At 49.4% G+C, this 20,757-nt stretch carries 17 protein-coding genes; 8 read left to right on the plus strand and 9 right to left on the minus strand.

Going from position 1 to position 20,757, the window contains the following annotated elements; genetic code table 11:
* Positions 1–230: 230 nt before the first annotated feature.
* Positions 231–1,430 (plus strand): enoyl-ACP reductase FabV, encoded by a 1,200-nt coding sequence (fabV, locus tag ACF8OF_RS18195; RefSeq protein ID WP_279796752.1) that lies wholly within the window; start codon positions 231–233, stop codon positions 1,428–1,430.
* 70 nt (positions 1,431–1,500) lie between these two features.
* Here the strand turns inward: fabV and ACF8OF_RS18200 are convergent, their stop codons facing one another.
* Together ACF8OF_RS18200 and ACF8OF_RS18205 are read right to left on the minus strand one after the other, a co-directional pair.
* Positions 1,501–2,049 (minus strand): GNAT family N-acetyltransferase, encoded by a 549-nt coding sequence (locus ACF8OF_RS18200; protein ID WP_392497316.1) that lies wholly within the window; start codon positions 2,047–2,049, stop codon positions 1,501–1,503.
* Positions 2,050–2,070: 21 nt separating this feature from the next.
* Positions 2,071–2,565: a YbaK/EbsC family protein gene (locus ACF8OF_RS18205; protein WP_262859501.1), complete on the minus strand. Its 495-nt coding sequence runs from the start codon at positions 2,563–2,565 to the stop codon at positions 2,071–2,073.
* A 99-nt stretch (positions 2,566–2,664) separates the two neighbouring features.
* Here ACF8OF_RS18205 and ACF8OF_RS18210 point away from each other — a divergent pair, with 99 nt between their 5' ends.
* Both ACF8OF_RS18210 and ACF8OF_RS18215 read left to right on the plus strand, forming a co-directional pair.
* Entirely contained in the window at positions 2,665–4,083 is a 1,419-nt protein-coding gene (locus tag ACF8OF_RS18210; protein WP_392497317.1) for a PLP-dependent aminotransferase family protein, read from the plus strand.
* Between the two features lie 284 nt (positions 4,084–4,367).
* Positions 4,368–7,034 carry a M66 family metalloprotease gene (locus ACF8OF_RS18215; protein ID WP_392497318.1) on the plus strand — a complete coding sequence of 889 codons (2,667 nt, stop codon included), beginning with the start codon at positions 4,368–4,370 and terminating at the stop codon, positions 7,032–7,034.
* A gap of 17 nt (positions 7,035–7,051) precedes the next feature.
* On the opposite strand, the gene ACF8OF_RS18220 is transcribed toward ACF8OF_RS18215, so the two are convergent.
* The 3 genes from ACF8OF_RS18220 to ACF8OF_RS18230 form a co-directional block, all read right to left on the minus strand.
* Complete coding sequence (locus ACF8OF_RS18220; protein ID WP_392497373.1) at positions 7,052–7,195, minus strand: hypothetical protein; 144 nt, start codon at positions 7,193–7,195, stop codon at positions 7,052–7,054.
* Positions 7,196–7,317: 122 nt separating this feature from the next.
* Complete coding sequence (locus tag ACF8OF_RS18225) at positions 7,318–8,520, minus strand: lactate oxidase (RefSeq protein WP_392497319.1); 1,203 nt, start codon at positions 8,518–8,520, stop codon at positions 7,318–7,320.
* A 27-nt stretch (positions 8,521–8,547) separates the two neighbouring features.
* A complete protein-coding gene (locus ACF8OF_RS18230; protein ID WP_262882211.1) occupies positions 8,548–9,114 on the minus strand; it encodes a YceI family protein in 567 nt (188 codons plus the stop codon).
* A gap of 247 nt (positions 9,115–9,361) precedes the next feature.
* Here ACF8OF_RS18230 and ACF8OF_RS18235 point away from each other — a divergent pair, with 247 nt between their 5' ends.
* Entirely contained in the window at positions 9,362–10,234 is an 873-nt protein-coding gene (locus ACF8OF_RS18235) for a pirin family protein (RefSeq protein WP_392497320.1), read from the plus strand.
* A gap of 133 nt (positions 10,235–10,367) precedes the next feature.
* On the opposite strand, the gene ACF8OF_RS18240 is transcribed toward ACF8OF_RS18235, so the two are convergent.
* Both ACF8OF_RS18240 and ACF8OF_RS18245 read right to left on the minus strand, forming a co-directional pair.
* A complete protein-coding gene (locus tag ACF8OF_RS18240) occupies positions 10,368–11,306 on the minus strand; it encodes a LysR substrate-binding domain-containing protein (protein WP_279796790.1) in 939 nt (312 codons plus the stop codon).
* Positions 11,307–11,403: 97 nt separating this feature from the next.
* Positions 11,404–12,183 carry an acetoin reductase gene (locus tag ACF8OF_RS18245; protein WP_262859505.1) on the minus strand — a complete coding sequence of 260 codons (780 nt, stop codon included), beginning with the start codon at positions 12,181–12,183 and terminating at the stop codon, positions 11,404–11,406.
* Between the two features lie 431 nt (positions 12,184–12,614).
* Here ACF8OF_RS18245 and galS point away from each other — a divergent pair, with 431 nt between their 5' ends.
* From galS to mglC, 4 genes are all read left to right on the plus strand, one after another.
* Entirely contained in the window at positions 12,615–13,628 is a 1,014-nt protein-coding gene (gene galS, locus ACF8OF_RS18250; protein WP_392497321.1) for an HTH-type transcriptional regulator GalS, read from the plus strand.
* Positions 13,629–13,886: 258 nt separating this feature from the next.
* A complete protein-coding gene (gene mglB / locus ACF8OF_RS18255; protein ID WP_392497322.1) occupies positions 13,887–14,882 on the plus strand; it encodes a galactose/glucose ABC transporter substrate-binding protein MglB in 996 nt (331 codons plus the stop codon).
* 73 nt (positions 14,883–14,955) lie between these two features.
* A complete protein-coding gene (mglA, locus tag ACF8OF_RS18260) occupies positions 14,956–16,464 on the plus strand; it encodes a galactose/methyl galactoside ABC transporter ATP-binding protein MglA (protein ID WP_279796797.1) in 1,509 nt (502 codons plus the stop codon).
* A gap of 11 nt (positions 16,465–16,475) precedes the next feature.
* Entirely contained in the window at positions 16,476–17,489 is a 1,014-nt protein-coding gene (gene mglC / locus ACF8OF_RS18265; protein ID WP_392497323.1) for a galactose/methyl galactoside ABC transporter permease MglC, read from the plus strand.
* 64 nt (positions 17,490–17,553) lie between these two features.
* Here the strand turns inward: mglC and speB are convergent, their stop codons facing one another.
* Positions 17,554–18,477 (minus strand): agmatinase, encoded by a 924-nt coding sequence (gene speB / locus ACF8OF_RS18270; protein ID WP_349466634.1) that lies wholly within the window; start codon positions 18,475–18,477, stop codon positions 17,554–17,556.
* 59 nt (positions 18,478–18,536) lie between these two features.
* Positions 18,537–20,441, minus strand: coding sequence for a biosynthetic arginine decarboxylase (gene speA / locus ACF8OF_RS18275; protein WP_025152746.1), 1,905 nt, complete (start codon positions 20,439–20,441; stop codon positions 18,537–18,539).
* Positions 20,442–20,757 lie beyond the last annotated feature (316 nt).

Consider the following 20,757-nt stretch of genomic DNA (forward strand, 5'->3'; position numbering starts at 1 on the left):
ACTCCGCTGACAGGTTGTCCGTTATGATGACGGCTATCATAACGGAAATACCGGCGGCTATCCGGCAGAAAATAGATCAGCCCGTCACAATAATAAACTACACCGCATTCCGGATAACAAGACGGGAATTAACTGGTCTGCTTTGCCGGTTTATCGCTGCATTGTCTTAAGTAAATGAAGAAGATCAGGTATATTAGCCCCTGATTGTTGGCTACCAAGAAAAAATAACTATGATTATCAAACCTAAAATTCGTGGTTTTATCTGCACTACCGCTCACCCGGCGGGCTGTGAAGCCCATGTTCGTGAGCAAATCGCCCGTGTGAAATCCTGCGGCGAACTGAAAAACGGCCCTAAAAAGGTTCTGGTGATTGGTGCATCCACCGGTTACGGTCTGGCTTCCCGTATTAATGCCGCATTCGGCAGCGGTGCGGCAACCATTGGTGTATTTTTTGAAAAGCCGGGCAGTGAAAACAAAACCGGTTCTGCCGGCTGGTACAACGCAGCCGCTTTTGATAAAGCTGCCAAAGAAGAAGGCCTGTATGCAAAAAGCATTAACGGTGATGCCTTCTCTGATGAATGCCGTCAGGACGTTATTGATTTAATTAAACAGGATCTGGGCCAGATCGATCTGGTTGTTTACTCTCTGGCATCGCCGGTCCGTAAAATGCCGGAAACCGGCGAAATTGTCCGTTCTGCCCTGAAACCTATCGGCGAACCGTACAAATCTGTCGCGCTCGATACCAACAAAGACGTGCTGATCGAAGCTGTTGTTGAACCGGCCAATGAGCAGGAAATCGCAGATACCGTCAAAGTGATGGGCGGTCAGGACTGGGAACTGTGGATGAATGCATTAGCCGAAGCCGGTGTTCTGGCGGATAATGCACAGTCTGTTGCCTACTCCTATATCGGTACCGATTTAACCTGGCCGATTTACTGGCACGGTACCTTAGGTAAAGCCAAAGAAGATCTGGATCGCGCAGCGGCGGCGATTAATCAGAAACTGCAGGCCAAAGGCGGTGCAGCGTATGTTGCCGTTCTGAAATCCGTTGTTACTCAGGCCTCTTCCGCCATTCCGGTCATGCCGTTATATATCTCTATCGTGTTTAAGATCATGAAAGAGAAAGGCATTCACGAAGGCTGTATCGAACAGACTCAGCGCTTATTTGCCACCAAACTGTTTAACGGTTCCGCACCGGAAACCGATGAAAAACAGCGTCTGCGTCTGGATGACTGGGAATTACGCGATGATGTGCAGAACACCTGCCGTGAAATCTGGCAGCAGCTGACCGATGATAACATCAACGATTTAACCGACTATCAGGGCTATAAAGCGGAGTTCCTCCGTTTATTCGGCTTTGGTCTCGATGGCGTTGATTATGATGCTGATTTAAGCGGTGAAGTTAACTTTGACGTGAAAGAATTAGTCTAATCATCACTGAAAAACCCGCCGCAGCCCTGATTATTCAGCGGCTGCGGCGGGTTTTCTTTTATCCGACGATTCAGCGGGTTTCGCAGACCAGCCAGTAATAATGGTTATTATTGAATCCGAACTCATCCAGCACCGTCAGCCCGAGCTTACGGGTGTGCGCGGCATAAGAGCGTGGATTAACCTTGTTGATAAAGGTCACCAGGATATCAAACCGCTGCGACATTTTTTCCAGCGCAAACGCAAACAGCCCTTCCAGCACGCCCTGCCCGCGCAGAGATGCATCAATACAGACCGGGCCGTACTGATACGAGTTCTCTGTGGTCAGTGTCTGACCGGCAAACTCATAATCGCCCAGTTTATCAATCATATGGGCAAACAGCGGCCACGGTGACCAATACTGCCAGGATGCCGCCATCACAAACGCCACGACCTTACCATCCTGTTTGGCGACAAATAATCCCTGCTCATTTTCAATCAAATCAACCATCTGCTCATCACTCATCTGTGTGGTGACAAAGCCGTCCGGTTTGTCTTCATCACTGATGGTGGTCAGATGATAACGTTTTAATAAGGCTTTTATCTGATCCATGTCCGCCAGTTCAGCAACACAATATTCCATCGTTATTCTCCGTTATCATTGTTATTCTGCGGCGGGAGGTACCGCAATATCCGCAATGCGATCATGACCGATCACACTAAAATAGTCATTCGCTGCCAGAGACACCGATCTCACCAGTTCACCGGCATTAAAAAATACCCGTCCTGCACCGGTCAGGCGCTTATCAACATAGAGCGTCAGTTCGTCATTAAAGCTGAACGGCGGAACCGCCCCCATCGGACAGCCGGTCAGCGCCTGTGCCGTTTCCGGCGCGGCAAATGAGGCTTTCTTCCCGCCTGCCAGCTTCGCAATATTTTTAAAATTGACTTTGCAGTCGCCCGGCACAATCGCCAGCACATAGCGGATATCCGGTGTGCTGCCGGTGACCTGTAACACCATGGCTTTTGCCGCCTGGCTCAGTTTATTCCCCCGTATTTTACTTATCGCATCAGAACGGCCTTCCGCCGGATGGTCGATCACCTCAAAGGAAACCGCCTGTGAATCCAGTAAACGGGTAATTTTGTCAAATGTTGTCATATAAACCTCACAGTCAGCCGGAGAAACCCTTGCGTCATAATTTACTCTCAACGTACTCTTACAGAAACACACAGAACCCGTAAGAATGAGGCAGAACAGATGGTACAGCTTCCGCGCTACCGGCAGATGGCCGATCAGATAAAACAGGCTGTCCGTGAGGGCGTTTTAGCGCCGGACAGCCGTCTGCCGTCCGTCCGGGTTCTGGCCGCACAGTACAATGTCAGCCTGACCACCGCCCTGAAAGTGCTGCGCACGCTGGAAGATGAGCATGTTGCCGTGGCGCGGCCGAAATCCGGTTTTTTTGTCGCCCCGGTTCAGCCCGCAACAGAAAACGGCACGACAGAAACACACACCGCTGATTTTGCCCCGCTGGATGAACAGACAGAACTGCATATGTCGATGGTCGGTGAGGAGTGCCGTGTCCGGCTCGATCTGGCTAACGGCCGCCGGGAGCTTTATCCGGTCAGAAAGCTGAGTCTCATCATGCGTCAGCTCAGTTACAGCAAGCCGTTCCTGCTGGGGGATTCGGTCAAAGGCACCGGCTATGCCCCGCTGAAGGAGGAAATCGCCCGCCGGGCGGTCAGTTATGGCTGTCATATCTCTCCGGAAACCCTGCTGATCACCAACGGCTGCATAGAAGCCTTATCACTGGCGCTGCGCGCCACACTCAGCCCCGGGGATGCGGTGGCCGTGGAATCTCCCTGTTATTTTGTGCTGTTACAGATGCTGCGTAATCTCAATCTGCGGCTGACCGAAGTGGATGCCTGTGAAGACGGATATGTGGATTGCGATAAACTCACTGCCCTGTTCCGCCACAAAGCGGTAAAAGCGTTTGTGACACTCGCCAACGTCAATAACCCGCTGGGCAAAACGATTCCGGATGACGTCAAAGCGGAAATCACCCGTCAGGCGGATGAAAACGGTGTGATCATTATTGAGGATGATACTTTCGGTGACGCGGCATTCGGCGGGCAGCGCCCGTTCCCGATGCGGGCATTCAGCCATAATGTGATTCTGTGCAGCGGGTTTTCCAAAACCATCGCGCCCGGTGTGCGTATCGGCTGGGTTCACAGTCAGCATTACATGCGCAAAATCACGTCTCTCAAATACACCTCATCGATGGGCTCTCAGGTACTGCCGCAGGCCGCCATCAGCGAACTGCTGAGTAACGGCGGCTATGATGCGCATCTGCGCCGCCTGCGCCGTGAACTGGCGGCACAGGTGCAGAACATTCGCCGTGTTGTGCTGCGGGAATTCCCGCCGGGCACCACCGTAACCGAACCGGAAGGCGGCTATGTTCTGTGGGTCACAATGCCGGAAGGCAGCCTGAATGTGCGGGAGCTGTTTCTCAATGCCCGCGCAGAGGGGATTGGCATTGCGCCGGGACATATTTTTGCCACCGACAGCCGCTATGACCGCTGTTTCCGGCTCAATGCCGGGTTCGGCTGTGATAAGGATGTGGAGGATGCGATCGCCCGGCTGGCGCAATGGTGCAGGGAATCACTGCAAAGCGGATAACGCCGGCCTGACTGTTTTGCTTCTGCAACAGTGAAACCCGTTTTCATGACGACTCCCCGATATTTCTCATCCTGATTATCTGTTTATTCATAATGATCAGGAGAAATATCATGAGAAACATTAATGGTAAATAATATTTGTTTCTTTAATACATTTTAATTAATCTAAAACAGCGAAGTCATGAAATATAAAATAGCATTTATTTTATTTGTGTTTTTAGTGACCAACTGCCAGGATGTTTTTTTCTTTAATTTTGTTAATTTATTAAAAATAAGGGAAATAAAATGAATATTAAAAAATGCGCTGTGGAGACAGAAAAAAAAGCATTGAATCATTCAGGATTGAAATCACGTAAAAACATCACTTACTTCAATAATGTGACCTTTCCCAGTGACACTCAGGGGGAACTTGAAGGAACTGTCTACTATGTCCAGAATAGTATTATCCCGGCGGGAGAACATATTTATGGTGATATTCAGCCGGATATTATATCTAACAGAAAAACAATGATGATGTTTAAGCCACATACTGATTCGTTAAGTTCATCACCTATTTTTTTCACTATTTATCATAATAATGAAGTTTTATTTCATGAAGAAATGCTACCGCCTGATCACTTAACAAAGATATGTACAAGAGTATATACGCAAATAGATGCAGATTTTTCATTACCTTCACATTTTGATTTCATATTAGATGATAGTGAAGAACTACAAAATTCTAAAGACGCCATTTATTTTAACAACTTTATTAAAGAATATGATTCCATCAACGTAGTTACTTATGATGGTGGGCATTCTCCCTCTTTTGAGCTTTTTTATAATACCAGCTATACAGGTAAAAAAGTTTTTTTTGAATGCACATCAACATATGGAATTACTATTTCATTTAATGCATCAAAAAGAAATCTTGAGAAGGGAGAATCTATATTTCTTGTCAATAATAAAGGTACATGGTACGAGGTAAACGATGACAATAGTAGCGGGAAATTTTCATCTGAAATTCAATATATGGGAAACACATGGTCTGTGATTGTACCTTATCATGTGATGTACCCGGGGATAAAATTTAAATTTTCGAGAGAGGGCAAATCTGGTTTTATTTATAACCCGGTTATTAAAGCACCGAATGAATTGATTTTAAACACAATAGCAATTGGTATGCTAACCCCTCATCGTGAAATTTTTGAATTTCAGGAAAACCCTGAGTATCATCGCCAATATTTTCAGCAAATTCCTGTATCCCGATTAACCATCAATACATATGATCCCATTGATTTAGACGAAGTAATGTTACCTGATGGCCGGCTGCTTACGGGACATGCCCCCGGAAATGGCGGTTGGCATGATGGAATTATGAGGGAACAAATTGCCAAGTCTCTTATTGCATCCGGAATTAATAATGCTAATTATGGTATTAATGTAACAGGCAGAGACCTTAGTCCTGCAGGAAAGGTATCTCAATTTACTGCACATACGACTATTGGAATGTATGAAAACGGTTTAATAGTCCATGGCGGATCTGGCGGAAGTGGCATGGTGACGTTAGATGATACGATACGAAATGAATTTAGCCATGAAGTCGGACATAACTTTGGCTTAGGGCACTATCCTGGTGGATTTAATGGTTCAGTAAATCAAATACCAACTCACCGAAACTCAACATGGGGATGGGATTGTGATAAAAATTTCTTTCTGCCTAATTTCAGACAAAAAATTACCCATCAACCTACTTATTTAGAATATGAAGGCGTTGGGGAGTACGCTCTTCCCTTTGAAGGGCACTCACTGGGTAAAGATGCTATGGCTGGTGGTGCGCCTATGTATGAAAAATATAATGCTTTTACTTTACATACGCCATATTCATTATATTACATTCAAAAAAACCTGGAAAGCAAAGCAGTATTTAATCCTGATTCAAAAACCGGATTTAGCATTTGGGACAGCAAAAAAAATAAAATGGTGGATTATAACCATATCATTGAAAGTTTTTATTTCAAATATATTAACATTAAGAACGGAATAGATGTATTTGCTAGTGACATAAGTAAATGCCTTGATGAGTATGATTATATTTACATTTATCTTTATAATGGACGATGGGCCCAAAATATATTTTTCCCAGTGTCTGACTCTGAAAACAATGGTAAAATAATTAAAATTAACACATCAGCAGCATATCGTGTTTATTTACATATGAATGGAAGCAGTTTTGCAGCAATGAAAAATGTAGATTTGTATTTTTTATCCCATAATGGATCTTGGTTGGAAATGAAATATCCGGATTTAGAACAATATAAAGACGTTGATGTTTCTAATGACACATCAATTACCAGTACGGAAATAAATAATTATTTCAACATGTCTCCTTATTTATTTATACATTGTCAAGACTACCGCTGGACACCCGATATTCATTTCCCGCCTGCTAACTCGAACAACAAAGGTAATGTAATAAAAATTCATGTGGAATCCGTATATGATGTCAGAATTCATATGAATGGAATAAGTTTCTTAGCTGAAAAATACATTGATTTACACTATATTTCTGATGGTTATACTTGGTTTATCGATAGTATGCTATATATTGAGCGCATTCCTTTTGAGCAAGGTATTAAAGTCATTACAATACTTGGGTACTATGATCCTAAAAATCAATTGCCGAGTTATATCTACCCAACCCTAAATGCTGCTTTTGGTATGGTATATAAATCAGATGAAATTAAAGATAACAGTTGCTATCTGGAAGTCGAATATGAAAATGGAACAAAAAGCATTCATATATTAGCTCATTTCAGATTGACAGATAATGAAATGAACCAGTTTCATGTTAATGTTAGCCGGGAACGATTACCGAGAATAGCTCGCATTATTATTCGGGGCGTAGTTGCAGCGGAAAAATCAATAAATCTTGGCAGTGACAATCTAACCTATACTATTAATGGTTATTAACTCATCAATTCATAATGTTACGCTTGTCGATTATTTTTATGTTGAGGAAATTCAAAATCAATGGCGGCATCCACTTTGCGGACGCGGTGATCGTCAGGAACCCGTTCGTCGGGAGTAACCATTTCAAACTGATATTGCTGCGGGGCAGGTTCTTTAAGCATGGTGGTCAGTCCGTTTTTTACACTGACCTTATCAGATCAAAGCCCCGGCATTTCTGCCGGGACTTTGTCAGCAATCTGAGCACTGCCGCTGAGCGGCAGTGTCTTTATCTGTCAGACAGGAATTACTGAAAATCCCGGTTGCTGTACAGTCTGGTCTGTTTGACGGCATTAATATCTTTTGTACCGCCCAGCATCATATTGATACGTAATTCTTTATTCAGCTGCTGAATAACAGAATTAACCCCTTCCGCTCCGCCCAGATTCAGGCCATACAGAACCGGACGACCGACTGCAACCACATCCGCACCGCTTGCCAGCGCTTTAAAGACGTGTGAGCCACGGCGCACACCACTGTCAAATACGATTGGCACACGTTTGTTCACCACTTTTGCAATGGAAGGCAGCACATCAAAAGAGGCCGGTCCGCTGTCCAGCTGACGACCGCCGTGGTTGGATACCCAAATGGCATCCGCACCCGCCTCAATGACTCGGTCAGCATCTTCCGGTGACTGAATACCTTTAACAATGACCGGCAGACCGGACAATTTTTTCACATACTGAATATCATCCGGGGTAAATGCCTGTTTGGCCTGAGCGTAGATCTCGCTGATCCCTGCACCTTTCCCGGTTTTAGAGCCGTCATTGTTCTGTGCAGCAAACAATTCAAGGTTGGCAAATCCTAACGGGAACTGGAAATTGTTGCGTAAATCATCCTCACGCCAGCCGCCGACCGGAGAATCCACGGTCAGAATAATCGCTTTGGCACCACTTTCTTTCGCCCGTTTCAGGGTGAATTCATTAAACGCATTATTTTTGCTCATATAGAGCTGGAAGAAGAACGGATGTCCGTCAGATACCGCCGCCACTTCCTCAATGGTTTTATTTCCGTAGGTGCTGAGAGAAAAAACAGAACCTGCTTTTGCCATACCTTTTGCCGTGGCAATTTCCCCGTCACGGTGCGCCAGTCCCTGTGCTGCCATCGGTGCCTGAATGACAGGCGTTGCCAGCGATATGCCCAGGAATGATGTTGAGAGATCGATATCTTTTAATTCAATTCCCTGCATCACGCGCGGCATAATATATTTGCGATCAAAACTAGCGGTATTATCACGCATATTTTTTTCATCTTCCGCTCCACCGCGGATATAACCGAATGCCCCTTTATCCATATTGGCTTTTACCTGTGATTCCAGGTCATTCAGGTTAACAATTTTTACCGGCCCTTCTTTGGTACTGGCTTTATATTCTGCTGCGTACGCAGTACTCAGTGTCATTGCCAGCCCCAGGGCTGCAACGGCAAATATACCTGATTTTGATTTTTGCATAATATGATTCCTGTTCCCGGTATACATTTACTGTTTAATTGCTTCAGCCTGAATTTTCAGTGACATATTCGCCGGAATACCGGCATCGGCGAGAAAATCAACGCCCCACTGAGTACGGTCAATCGTGGTTTCAAAATCACCGCCGCAGACATCCGCTTTAAATACCGGACTGAAATAACAGCCAAATTTCGTTACCTGTAACTGTACCGGATGCGTTTTTCCTTTGATCGTTAAATTACCGTCCACCGACATCAGTTTATTTCCGGAAAAATGCCATTTTGATGAATCAAATTTAATCTCCGGATATTTTTCCGCATCAAGAATATCGGCACTCAGCATATGCTGATTAAATCCGTCAATCCCGGTATTCAGTGTTTTCACCGGAATAGTAACCTGAACATGCCCTGTTTGCTTCTCAGGTGAATACGCCATATCACCGGTAATATTATAAAAACCGCCGCTGTTGGTAGAGGTATTAAAATGATCAATATAGAACACCGCTTTGGTATGACCCGGATCTAACTTATAGTCAGCAGCCTGTACGGTATTCCATAAAAACAGTGAAGCAAACAGCGTTAAGCCGATCTTTTTCATTCTTTCTTTCCTGATTAGTGTATGACAGTCGCCGCCACTCTTTCTGCCGGCCCCGATGCCGCTAACAATACGGTGTTCCTTTCTTCGCCGGTAGAGCGGATATCGATAAACACTGTTCTGAAAACAGGATAATCCGGGTATCACAAAACTGTTCTGTTTCTGCAACAGTGAAACCCGTTTTCATGACTACTCCCTGATGTTTCGCACCCTTATTATCAATTCATACATAATTATCAGGAGAAATATCATGAGAAACATTATCGGCACCTACCGTGCACCGAAAGGCCATTGGGTCGGCGACGGCTTCCCGGTCAGCCAGATGTTTTCCTACAGCAATCACGGCAAACATCTGAATCCGTTTATCCTGCTCGACCGCGCCGGTCCGGCGGATTTCCCGCCATCAGAGGGAGCCAACCGGGGAGTTGGTGAGCACCCGCACCGTGGTTTTGAAACCGTGACTATCGTCTATGACGGTGAGGTGGCGCACCATGATTCCACCGGTCAGGGCGGTGTGATCGGCAAAGGGGATGTGCAGTGGATGACCGCCGCATCCGGTATTCTGCATCAGGAATACCATTCTGACCGCTTTATGCGGGAAGGCGGCACACTGGATATGGTGCAGTTGTGGGTGAATCTGCCTGCTTCCGCAAAATCCGCCGCACCGGGTTATCAGTTACTGGAAAACAACGCCATTCCGGCGGTGGCACTGCCGAATGACGCGGGAACATTACGGATGATCGCCGGGGAATATGCCGGGGCACGCGGCCCGGCCAGAACGTTCACGGAAATGGATGTGTGGGATCTGCGGCTGAAAGCCGGGAAAGTCACCGGTCTGGCGGCAAAAGCCAACCGCAATGCCGGGCTGATCGTTCTGCACGGCAGCATTTATGTTGACAGCCGCGCACCGCTGCACACCGGCGAACTGATGATTCTGGACGGCGCTGACAGCACCATTCTGCTGGAAGCCACCGAAGATGCCGTTGTTCTGTTCCTCAGCGGCGAACCGATTGATGAGCCGGTTGTCGGTTACGGCCCGTTTGTGATGAACAGCGAGCAGGAAATCCGTGCAGCCATTGAGGATTTCAACAGCGGTCGTTTCGGGCATATACCCGCTGAATAATACCCATGAGGCAAATACGACCGTTATTTGCCTCACAAAATGAGGCGAATAGCGTGACTATTTTCCTCATTGTTTTCAGTTCCGCTCAATATGATTCAGAAAGCCACATTTTTATGTGGCTTTTTTATTGTTGTTAATCAGCAGGATAGCTTACTCCTGCCCCCGAAAACGCCGCCGTCTGCGGCACATGTTCCGCCAGATAATTCAGCAGTGCCTGCACGGAGGGTAACAGCCCTTTGCGGGACGGAAAAACCGCGTGGATCACATCTTCCGGGAACTGCCAGCCCGGCAGAACACGAACAAGCCGCCCGGCAGTCAAATCATTGAGAACCACACCTTCCGGCAGGCGGGCGATGCCCAGCCCTTTGCATGCCGCGCGGTGCAATGTCATGACATCAGTGGTTGCGAGGCGTGCCGTGAGGTGTTTGGTGATGCTGCCGCCGTCTTCGCCGGTCAGTGTCAGTGTGTAGTTTTGTTTTTGTTCGCTGTTGGCGAGGATCGGGAATTCTGTCAGATCATCCGGATGCTGCGGTGCCGCTTTCCCGGTAAATAACCGCGGCGAGGCGACCAGGATGCGCCGCGAATACCCCAGCACTTTCATGGTCAGCCCGGAGTCATCCAGCGGGAGGGAGCGAACCCGCAGAGCGAGATCAAACCCTTCACTGATCACATCCACCGGACGGTTAACCGCCAGGATCTGCACATCAATATCGGGGTATTTCACCATAAAATCTGTCAGCAGATCCTGAAGATAGGCCTGTAACAACGCGACCGGACAGGAAAACTTCACACTGCCGCGCGGATGTCCCTGCACAGAACAGATGATTTCTTCGGCAATTTCCGCCTCATCAATCACGTTTTTGCACTGCTGGTAAAAGGCCTGCCCGATCTCAGTAACATGAAACTGCCGGGTAGAGCGGTAGATCAGCGAAATATTCAGTTTCTGTTCCAGATCAGCAATACGGCGGCTGAGCCGGGATTTCGGAATACCCAGCGCTTCTCCCGCCGGGGAGAATCCGCCGTATTCCACCACTTTCACAAAATAATAAAGGTCATTCAGATCGTATTTCATGCCTGTCACCCGCAGCGTTATCCTGCGGATCAGTATACATAAAAAAATCCGCCGCATTCAGCATGCGGCGGATGTCTGTGAATATAAACGCAATAATTTAGCGGTAAACAATACCACCGTCGGTCAGAATCGCCTGGCCGGTGATGTAATCCGAGTCGTCGCTTGCCAGGAAGGCAACCAGTGCCGCCACATCATCCGGAGTCTGGGCACGGCCCAGCGCAATACCATCGACATATTTTTTGTAGGTTTCCCCTTTCGGCGCGCCGGTGATTTCAGAGAAGCGCTCATCAATTTCCACCCACATATCCGTGCCGACAATCCCCGGACAGTAAGCGTTCACGGTGATCCCGCTGCTGGCGAACTCTTTGGCTGCCGCCTGGGTCAGTGCGCGGACTGCAAATTTCGTGGCGGAATAAACGCCGAGTAAGGCAAAACCATCATGTCCGGCAATGGATGAGGCGTTAATGATTTTCCCTTTCTGTCCGCGTGCTTTGAATTTAGCCGCTGCGGCCTGGATTCCCCACATCGTACCATCGACGTTAATGCGGAAAATACGATCCATATCCTCCGGACGGACATCTTCAATTGCCTTAACCTGGGCAATACCGGCGTTATTGACGATCACATCAAAACCGCCCAGCGCTTGTTCTGCTTTATCGACAACCGCAAAAACCTGATCGCGCTGACTGATATCTGCGGTGAATGTTGCCGCTTTGCGGCCCAGGGCTTCCACTTCTTTTTTGACTTTCGCCAACCCTTCTTCTTTCAGATCCACCAGCGCAATATCCGCCCCTTCTTTGGCTAAGCGCAGTGCAATACCACGACCAATCCCCTGTGCAGCGCCGGTAACCAGAACCACTTTACCCGTTAGTGCCATGATGTGCTCCTTATGAGTGAGGTATTTCGTTATGATATTAATACTCATTTAAAAACATACGCGTTTTTATCCGGGTTGCAAGCCGGTAAGCACATAATGAGCAATAGTCCTGCCCAGTGACAACACTTCACTGTAACAAAATTCGTCAGTATCTCATTCCATAACATTCCCGGCGGGTTTTGCCCTGTCCGGCATAACCCGCCTGCCGGAAAAAAAACAATCAGTATCATTTATATATTAATAATTTTAGTGAATGTATCCCCAATGTTGTTACAGACCCTGGTGAAGGGATTCAGCTTCCCGTTACAGGCGGATAATCCGAAAAAATCAATGTAAACGCTTTCTTTATGCTGTGAGATGAATCACACGGTCATCACGCGCTCCGGGTTAAGATGACAACATGTTTCATTACCTCTGACCTGTAATTTCCGATGACATCTATACACCCCGTAACTATCCGTGATGTTGCAAAACGCGCCGGTGTCTCCGTCGCCACCGTATCCCGTGTATTAAATAATACGGCGGCCACCCGCTCAGAGACCCGGGAACTGGTGATGAACGCCGTGGCTGAGCTGGATTACCGGCCAAACGCCAATGCGCAGGCACTGGCCAGCCAGAGCAGTGACATTCTCGGCGTGGTGGTGATGGATGTATCAGATCCGTTTTTCGGTGCGCTGGTCAAAGCCGTGGATACGGTCGCCCAGCAGCACGGCAAACATGTGCTGATCGGAAACGGCTATCATCAGGCAGAACAGGAGCATCATGCTATTGAAGTGCTGATCCGTCAGCGCTGCAACGCCCTGGTGGTGCATTCCAAAGCGCTCAGTGACGCGGAACTGAGTGATTTTCTCCGCCAGGTGCCCGGTATGACGGTGATTAACCGCGTTATTCCCGGTTTTGAGCACCGCTGTGTCGGGCTGGATAACCTGTCCGGCGGGGAAATGGCGACCCGCCTGCTGATCTCTCAGGGGCATCAGCGCATCGGTTATCTCGGTTCCACCCACGAGATAGAAGATAATACCCTGCGCTATCAGGGCTACTGCAAAGCCATGAGCACCGCCGGGCTGACAGCCGGTACTGCCTGGTATGCGACCGGGTCACCGGACTCTGACGGCGGCGAAGCCGCGATGATTGAGCTGCTGGGGCGCAATCAGGCACTCTCCGCCGTGTTTACCTATAACGATGCCATGGCTGCCGGGGCTATGTCGGTGCTGAATGAAAACGGTATCCGCGTACCGCAGCAGTTTTCCCTGATCGGGTTTGATGATATTCCCGCCGCCCGTTTCACCACACCGAAGCTGACCACAGTACGTTACCCGGTGGTCTCCATGGCCATGCTGGCGACAGAACTTGCCTTAGCGGGTGCCGCCGGAACGTTACCGCAGCCGGAGCCGCATGTGTTTATGCCAACCCTGGTTATCCGTCACTCTTCCGCCTGCCGGTGATCTTTCTTCATGTAAACGTTTTCAATCTGTGAGTCTATTCACAGACGGATAACAACTCTCATTTTATGATCCGGGCGTTTCCTGACGTTATCGTCATGTCCCAGGTTCTGCCATCTTCTTACCGGCATGCCGTTTTATTTATAAATTATTATTATCATTTGCCGGAAGAGTGATAAATACCGCCCCTGCATTTCCTCTGAATAACAGGTGGCGTCATAAATAAAAACTGTACCCTATCCCCCGACCCGGAGGCAGAGAATGAAGAAGCATTTTGTCCTGGCAGGCGTTGCCGCCGCTATGCTGCTTGGTGCTGCGGCACAAGCACAGGCTGATACCCGTATTGGTGTGACCATCTACAAATACGATGACAACTTTATGTCTATCGTCCGTAAAGCCCTTGAAAAAGATGCAAAAAATTCACCGGAAATCACCCTTCTGATGAATGATTCACAAAACGACCAATCCAAACAGAATGATCAGATTGATGTCCTGCTGGCGAAAGGTATCAAAGCACTGGCGATCAACCTGGTTGACCCTGCCGCCGCCCCGGTAATCATCGACAAAGCAAAATCCAATGATATTCCGGTGGTGTTCTTCAACAAAGAACCTTCCCGCAAAGCCCTCGACAGCTACGATAAGGCCTGGTTTGTCGGTACTGACTCCAAAGAATCCGGGGTTATCCAGGGGGAACTGATTGCCAAACACTGGGCAGCCAACCCGGCGTGGGATCTGAACAAAGACGGTAAAATTCAGTATGTGCTGATCAAAGGTGAGCCGGGTCACCCGGATGCGGAAGCCCGCACCACCTATTCGGTCAAAACCCTGAATGAGAAAGGCATCCCGACAGAGCAGCTTCAGCTCGATACCGCGATGTGGGATACCGCACAGGCCAAAGATAAAATGGATGCATGGCTCTCCGGCCCGAATGCAGACAAAATCGAAGTGGTCATTGCCAACAATGACGCGATGGCCATGGGTGCCGTTGAAGCCCTGAAAGCACACAACAAGACCCATATCCCGGTCTTTGGTGTGGATGCCCTGCCGGAAGCCCTCTCCATGGTGAAATCCGGGGCAATGGCCGGTACGGTGCTGAATGACGCGGAAAACCAGGCGAAAGCCACCATGGCTATCACCAAAAACCTAGCGGAAGGCAAACCGGCAGCGGAAGGCACCAGCTACAACATTGAGAACAATGTTATCCGTGTGCCGTATGTCGGCGTGGATAAAGAGAACCTGTCACAGTTTATAAAATAAGCGGTGATTCTTTCCGCCCGCAGCATCCGTGCTGCGGGCGTGTCCGGAACGATAACATTAGCCAGGTGTATGTATGGCCGACAGCTCAGGCGAATATCTGCTGGAAATGATGCATATCAATAAGTCATTTCCCGGCGTTAAGGCACTCGATAATGTCAATTTACGGGTACGACCGTATTCCGTTCATGCCCTGATGGGCGAAAACGGTGCCGGTAAATCCACATTATTAAAATGCCTTTTCGGGATTTATAAAAAAGACAGCGGCAGCATCCTGTTTCAGGGACAGGAAATCGATTTTAAAGGCTCAAAAGAGGCGCTGGAACACGGCGTGTCCATGGTGCATCAGGAGCTGAACCTGGTGCTGCAGCGCTCGGTGATGGATAACATGTGGCTGGGACGCTATCCCGCCAAAGGGTTTTTTGTCGATCAGAACAAGATGCTGAAAGACACACAAGCCATCTTTGATGAGCTGGATATCGATATCGATCCACGGGAAAAAGTCCGCAATTTGTCCGTCTCGCAAATGCAGATGATCGAAATCGCCAAGGCGTTTTCCTATAACGCCAAAATTGTGATCATGGATGAGCCGACCTCCTCCCTGACCGAAAAAGAAGTTAATCATCTGTTTACCATTATCCGCAAGCTGAAAGATCGCGGCTGCGGTATCGTCTATATCTCCCACAAAATGGAAGAAATTTTCCGCCTCTGTGATGAGATCACTATTCTGCGTGACGGTCAGTGGATCTCCACACAGCCCCTTGAAGGGCTGACGATGGATAACATTATTGCCGCCATGGTCGGACGCACACTCAGCCAGCGTTTCCCGGAAAAACAGAGCACGCCGGGGGATGTCATGCTGGAAGTCAGAAACCTCACATCTCTGCGCCAGCCGTCTATCCGCGATATCAGTTTCGACCTGCATCAGGGAGAAATCCTCGGTATCGCCGGTCTGGTTGGTGCCAAACGGACAGATATTCTCGAAACCCTGTTCGGGATCCGCGAGAAATCCGCCGGCACCATCATGCTGAGAGGAAAAACCATTAAGAACAACAGCGCCAACGAAGCCATTAATCACGGCTTCGCGCTGGTCACCGAAGAGCGCCGCGCCACGGGAATCTATGCCTGGCTGAATATCAGTTTTAACTCGCTGATTTCAAACATGGGCAAATATAAAAATAAACTGGGTCTGCTGGATAACAGCAAAATGAAAAGTGATACCCAATGGGTGATTGATGCCATGCGGGTGAAAACCCCCGGTCATCACACCCAGATAGGCTCGCTGTCCGGCGGGAATCAGCAGAAGGTGATTATCGGCCGCTGGCTGCTGACACAACCGGAAGTGTTAATGCTGGATGAACCGACGCGCGGGATTGATGTCGGAGCAAAATTTGAAATTTACCAACTGATTACTGAACTGGCCAAAAAAGGAAAAGGGATCATTATCGTTTCCTCCGAAATGCCGGAACTGCTGGGGATCACAGACCGGATTCTGGTGATGAGCAACGGTGAGGTCGCCGGTATCGTCAACACCCGTGACACCTCGCAAAGTGAGATTTTACGTCTCGCCTCCCTTCACCTTTAAGGATATTAACAATGAGCGCAGCATTAAATAAAAAAAGCTTCCTGTCCTATCTGAAGGACGGGGGGATTTATGTGGTTCTGCTGGTCTTACTGGCGATCATTATCATTCAGGATCCGACATTCCTCAGCCTGATGAACCTGAGTAATATCCTCACCCAATCCTCGGTGCGGATTATTATCGCGCTGGGTGTCGCGGGGCTGATTGTCACCCAGGGCACGGATTTATCCGCCGGGCGTCAGGTCGGGCTGGCGGCGGTAATTGCGGCGACATTGCTGCAATCCATGGAAAACGTGAACAAAGTTTTCCCGCAAATGGAAACCTGGTCTATCCCGATGGTGATCCTGCTGGTGTGTGCGGTCGGTGCGTTGATCGGTCTGGTTAACGGCCTGATTATTGCCTATCTCAACGTCACGCCGTTTATTACCACACTCGGTACTATGATCATCGTCTACGGTATCAACTCCCTGTATTACGATTCTGTCGGTGCCTCACCGGTGGCGGGGTTTGATCCGAAATTCTCTGAATTTGCCCAGGGATTTATCCGTTTCGGTGATTTTAAGCTGTCATATATTACGTTTTATGCCGCGATAGCCGTTTTCTTTGTCTGGATACTGTGGAATAAAACCCGCTTCGGCAAAAACATTTTTGCCATCGGCGGTAACCCGGAAGCGGCTAAAGTGTCCGGTGTGAATGTCGGCCTGAACCTGATTATGATTTACGCCTTATCCGGCGTGTTCTATGCCTTCGGCGGCCTGCTGGAAGCCGGACGTATCGGCAGTGCGACCAACAACCTCGGCTTTATGTATGAGCTGGATGCTATCGCGGCCTGTGTGGTGGGGGGCGTGTCCTTCTCCGGCGGGGTCGGTACCGTGCTGGGCGTGGTGACCGGGGTGCTGATTTTTACCCTGATAAACTACGGCCTGACCTATATCGGCATCAACCCGTACTGGCAGTACATTATCAAGGGCAGCATCATTATTTTTGCCGTCGCGCTGGATTCTCTGAAATACGCGAAGAAAAAATAATCCCGCTGAAATGCAAAAAGACCCGCACTGCGGGTCTTTTATTTTAACAGTGGTGAAACCGGTTTCAGCCTTTTTTCGATGCCTGGAGATAGAGCATTTCCAGTGCGATAGTTGCGCCGGCCAGTGCCGTGATATCGGACTGATCATACGCCGGAGCCACTTCCACCAGATCCATCCCGACGATATTGAGCGGCTGAAGACCGCGCAGCAGTTTCAGGGCGCGGTCAGTTGTCAGCCCGCCGATAACCGGTGTGCCGGTGCCCGGGGCAAATGCCGGGTCCAGACAGTCGATATCGAAGGTCAGATAAACCGGCATATCGCCGACAATCGCTTTCACCTGAGCAATCACATCATCCACGGTACGGTCATTGACCTGCGCGGCATCAATCACAGTGAAACCGTTGTCTGTTTCATGTTCGGTACGGATACCAATCTGCACGGAATGCGCCGGGTCAATCAGTCCCTCATTCGGGGCGTGATAGAACATGGTGCCGTGGTCAAACTTGCTGCCGTTGCCGTAAGTGTCGGTATGAGCATCGAAATGCACCAGCGCCATCTTACCGAAATGTTTGGCGTGCGCGCGCAGCAGCGGCAGCGTCACAAAGTGATCCCCCCCGAAAGAGAGACATTTTTTACCGGACGCCAGCACTTTCTCTGTGTGCGCCTGTAACTTATCACTCATGTCCTGTGCATCACCGAACGCGAACACCAGATCACCGCAATCCACCACATTCAGGCGCTCGCGCATGTCAAATGTCCACGGCCAGCGGTGACCTTCCCAGGCCAGATTGGTTGAAATCTGGCGGATTGCTGCCGGTCCGTGACGGGAACCTGCGCGGCCGGAGGTCGCCATATCAAACGGAACACCGGTGATCACCCAGTCAGCGTCACTGGTGTACGGCTGGAAATTCAGCGGCAGGCGGAGAAAACCAAACGCATTAGAGACCAGTGAGTTGTCGGTCTGATTACCTAATGTGCTGTTAATCATAATGATTCCTTTATCAATGTCTTACTGACACAAAGCCGGACGTAGTATCCCGCCGGGTATTATTCATCTTCTAAATAGGTATAGCCGTACAGGCCGCTCTCGAACTCTTCGGTAAAGGCCTTTTGCTCCTCTTCATCCAGATCAGAAACTTTCACCTGATCACGGAAGCGTTCGAGCAGAATTTTCGGATCCAGCTTCACATACTGAAGCATATCCGCCACGGAATCGCCCTCTTCGCTTTCCAGATAGCGCACCTGACCGTTTTCACCGACATACACATCGAGTGCGGCGGTATCGCCGAACAGGTTATGCATATTACCGAGAATTTCCTGATAAGCACCAATCATGAAAAAGCCCATCATCGGCGGATTTTCCGGGTCATAAGACGGCATCGGCATGGTGGTTGCCACCCCGTCACCGTCCACATAATGGTCGATAATACCGTCGGAGTCACAGGTGATATCCAGCAGCACCGCGCGGCGATCCAGCGGCTTATCCAGCCCCTCAATCGGCAGTACCGGGAACAGCTGATCGATCCCCCACGCATCCGGCAGCGACTGGAACAGCGAGAAATTCACATAGAATTTATCCGCCATACGTTCCTGGAGTTCATCGATAATCGGGCGGTGTGCGCGGTTACCCGGATCCAGATCCTGCTGGATACGGCGGCAGATATTCAGATACAGCCCTTCCGCCCAGGCGCGTTCGGTCAGGGACAGCATGCCCTGCGCGTACTGAGTGTGGATATCATGCAGGTCGAGCTGGCTGTCGTGCAGCCATTCGCGCAGAGAGCGGGCGTTGCCTTTGGTCTGCATCTCTTCCCAGGTTTCCCACAGGCTGGCAACCGGACGCGGTGCATCTTCAGCAGGTGCTTCCACCGGGGAGAACTCGTTGCGCTCCACACCGATCACATTGGAAACCAGCACGGTATGGTGCGCCGTCAGAGCGCGACCGGATTCGGTAATCACGGTCGGGTGCGGCAGGCCGTGCTCTTCACAGGCATCACCGATAGCCCAGATCACATTATTAGCATACTCATTCAGCCCGTAGTTCACAGAGCAGTCAGACTGCGAACGGGTGCCTTCATAATCCACCCCGAGGCCGCCGCCGACATCAAAGCACTGAATATTGACACCCAGCTGATGCAGCTCGACATAGAAACGGGCGGATTCACGGACACCGGTGGCGATATCGCGGATATTCGCCATCTGCGAGCCGAGATGGAAGTGCAGCAGTTGCAGACTCTCCAGGCTGTCTGCCTGGCGCAGCATATCAATCAGTTGCAGTACCTGGGTGGCCGCCAGACCGAACTTGGATTTCTCGCCGCCGCTGGCCTGCCATTTACCGGAACCCTGAGACGCCAGACGCGCCCGCACACCGAGGCGCGGTACCACATCCAGATTTTTCGCTTCTTCAAGCACCACCGCGATTTCCGACATTTTTTCAATCACAAGATAGACTTTGTGACCCAGTTTCTCGCCCATCAGGGCAAGACGGATATACTCGCGGTCTTTATAGCCATTGCAGACGATCACACTGCGGGTCATACCGGCGTGCGCCAGTACCGCCATCAGCTCGGCTTTGGAACCGGCTTCCAGTCCCAGCGGCTCCCCGGCATTGACCAGGGTTTCAATCACGCGCCGCTGCTGGTTGACCTTAATCGGGTAAACCAGAAAATAATCACCTTTGTAACCATAGGATTCGCGGGCACGGCGGAACGCGGCATTAATCGAGCGCAGACGATGCTGCAAAATCTGCGGAAAGCAGAATAATGCAGGCAGACGGATGTGTTCCCGCTCTTTCTGCACACGGTTGACCAGTTCAGCCAGGTCAACGGCAGCCTGCGGCATCTCCGGATTCGGGCAGACGGTGACATGACCGAGGTCATTCACACCGTAATAGCTGCCGCCCCAGTATGCAATGTTATAGGTTTGCTGCATCTTCAGCGCGATATTATCATTCATTAGTCATCTCCTGATTCTGGAGTGAAACTTACCTGTATGGCTGACATACGCCTATCCCCCTTCACCGTGGGATAAATCTGTCCTGTTGACAAGTAAAAATTCAAAATGGATTACATCATCCGGCAAAAAACCGGACACAGATTTACGGGCTTACCGCAGAATGACCCGCCTGCTTGCGTTATCCGGTCTGTTTGAGTGTAACGGATACGGAAAACACCGTGCAGAGCACGTGTCAGTCAGAGAGGAAGAGAGAACAGAAAAGGACGCGGACACATGCTGTAAAGCACGTGGCTGTTGAACGTCAACAAGCAGCAGA

The sequence above is a fragment of the Morganella sp. TYF_1 genome, assembly GCF_043105645.1.
GTDB classification, from domain to species: domain Bacteria; phylum Pseudomonadota; class Gammaproteobacteria; order Enterobacterales; family Enterobacteriaceae; genus Morganella; species Morganella morganii_B.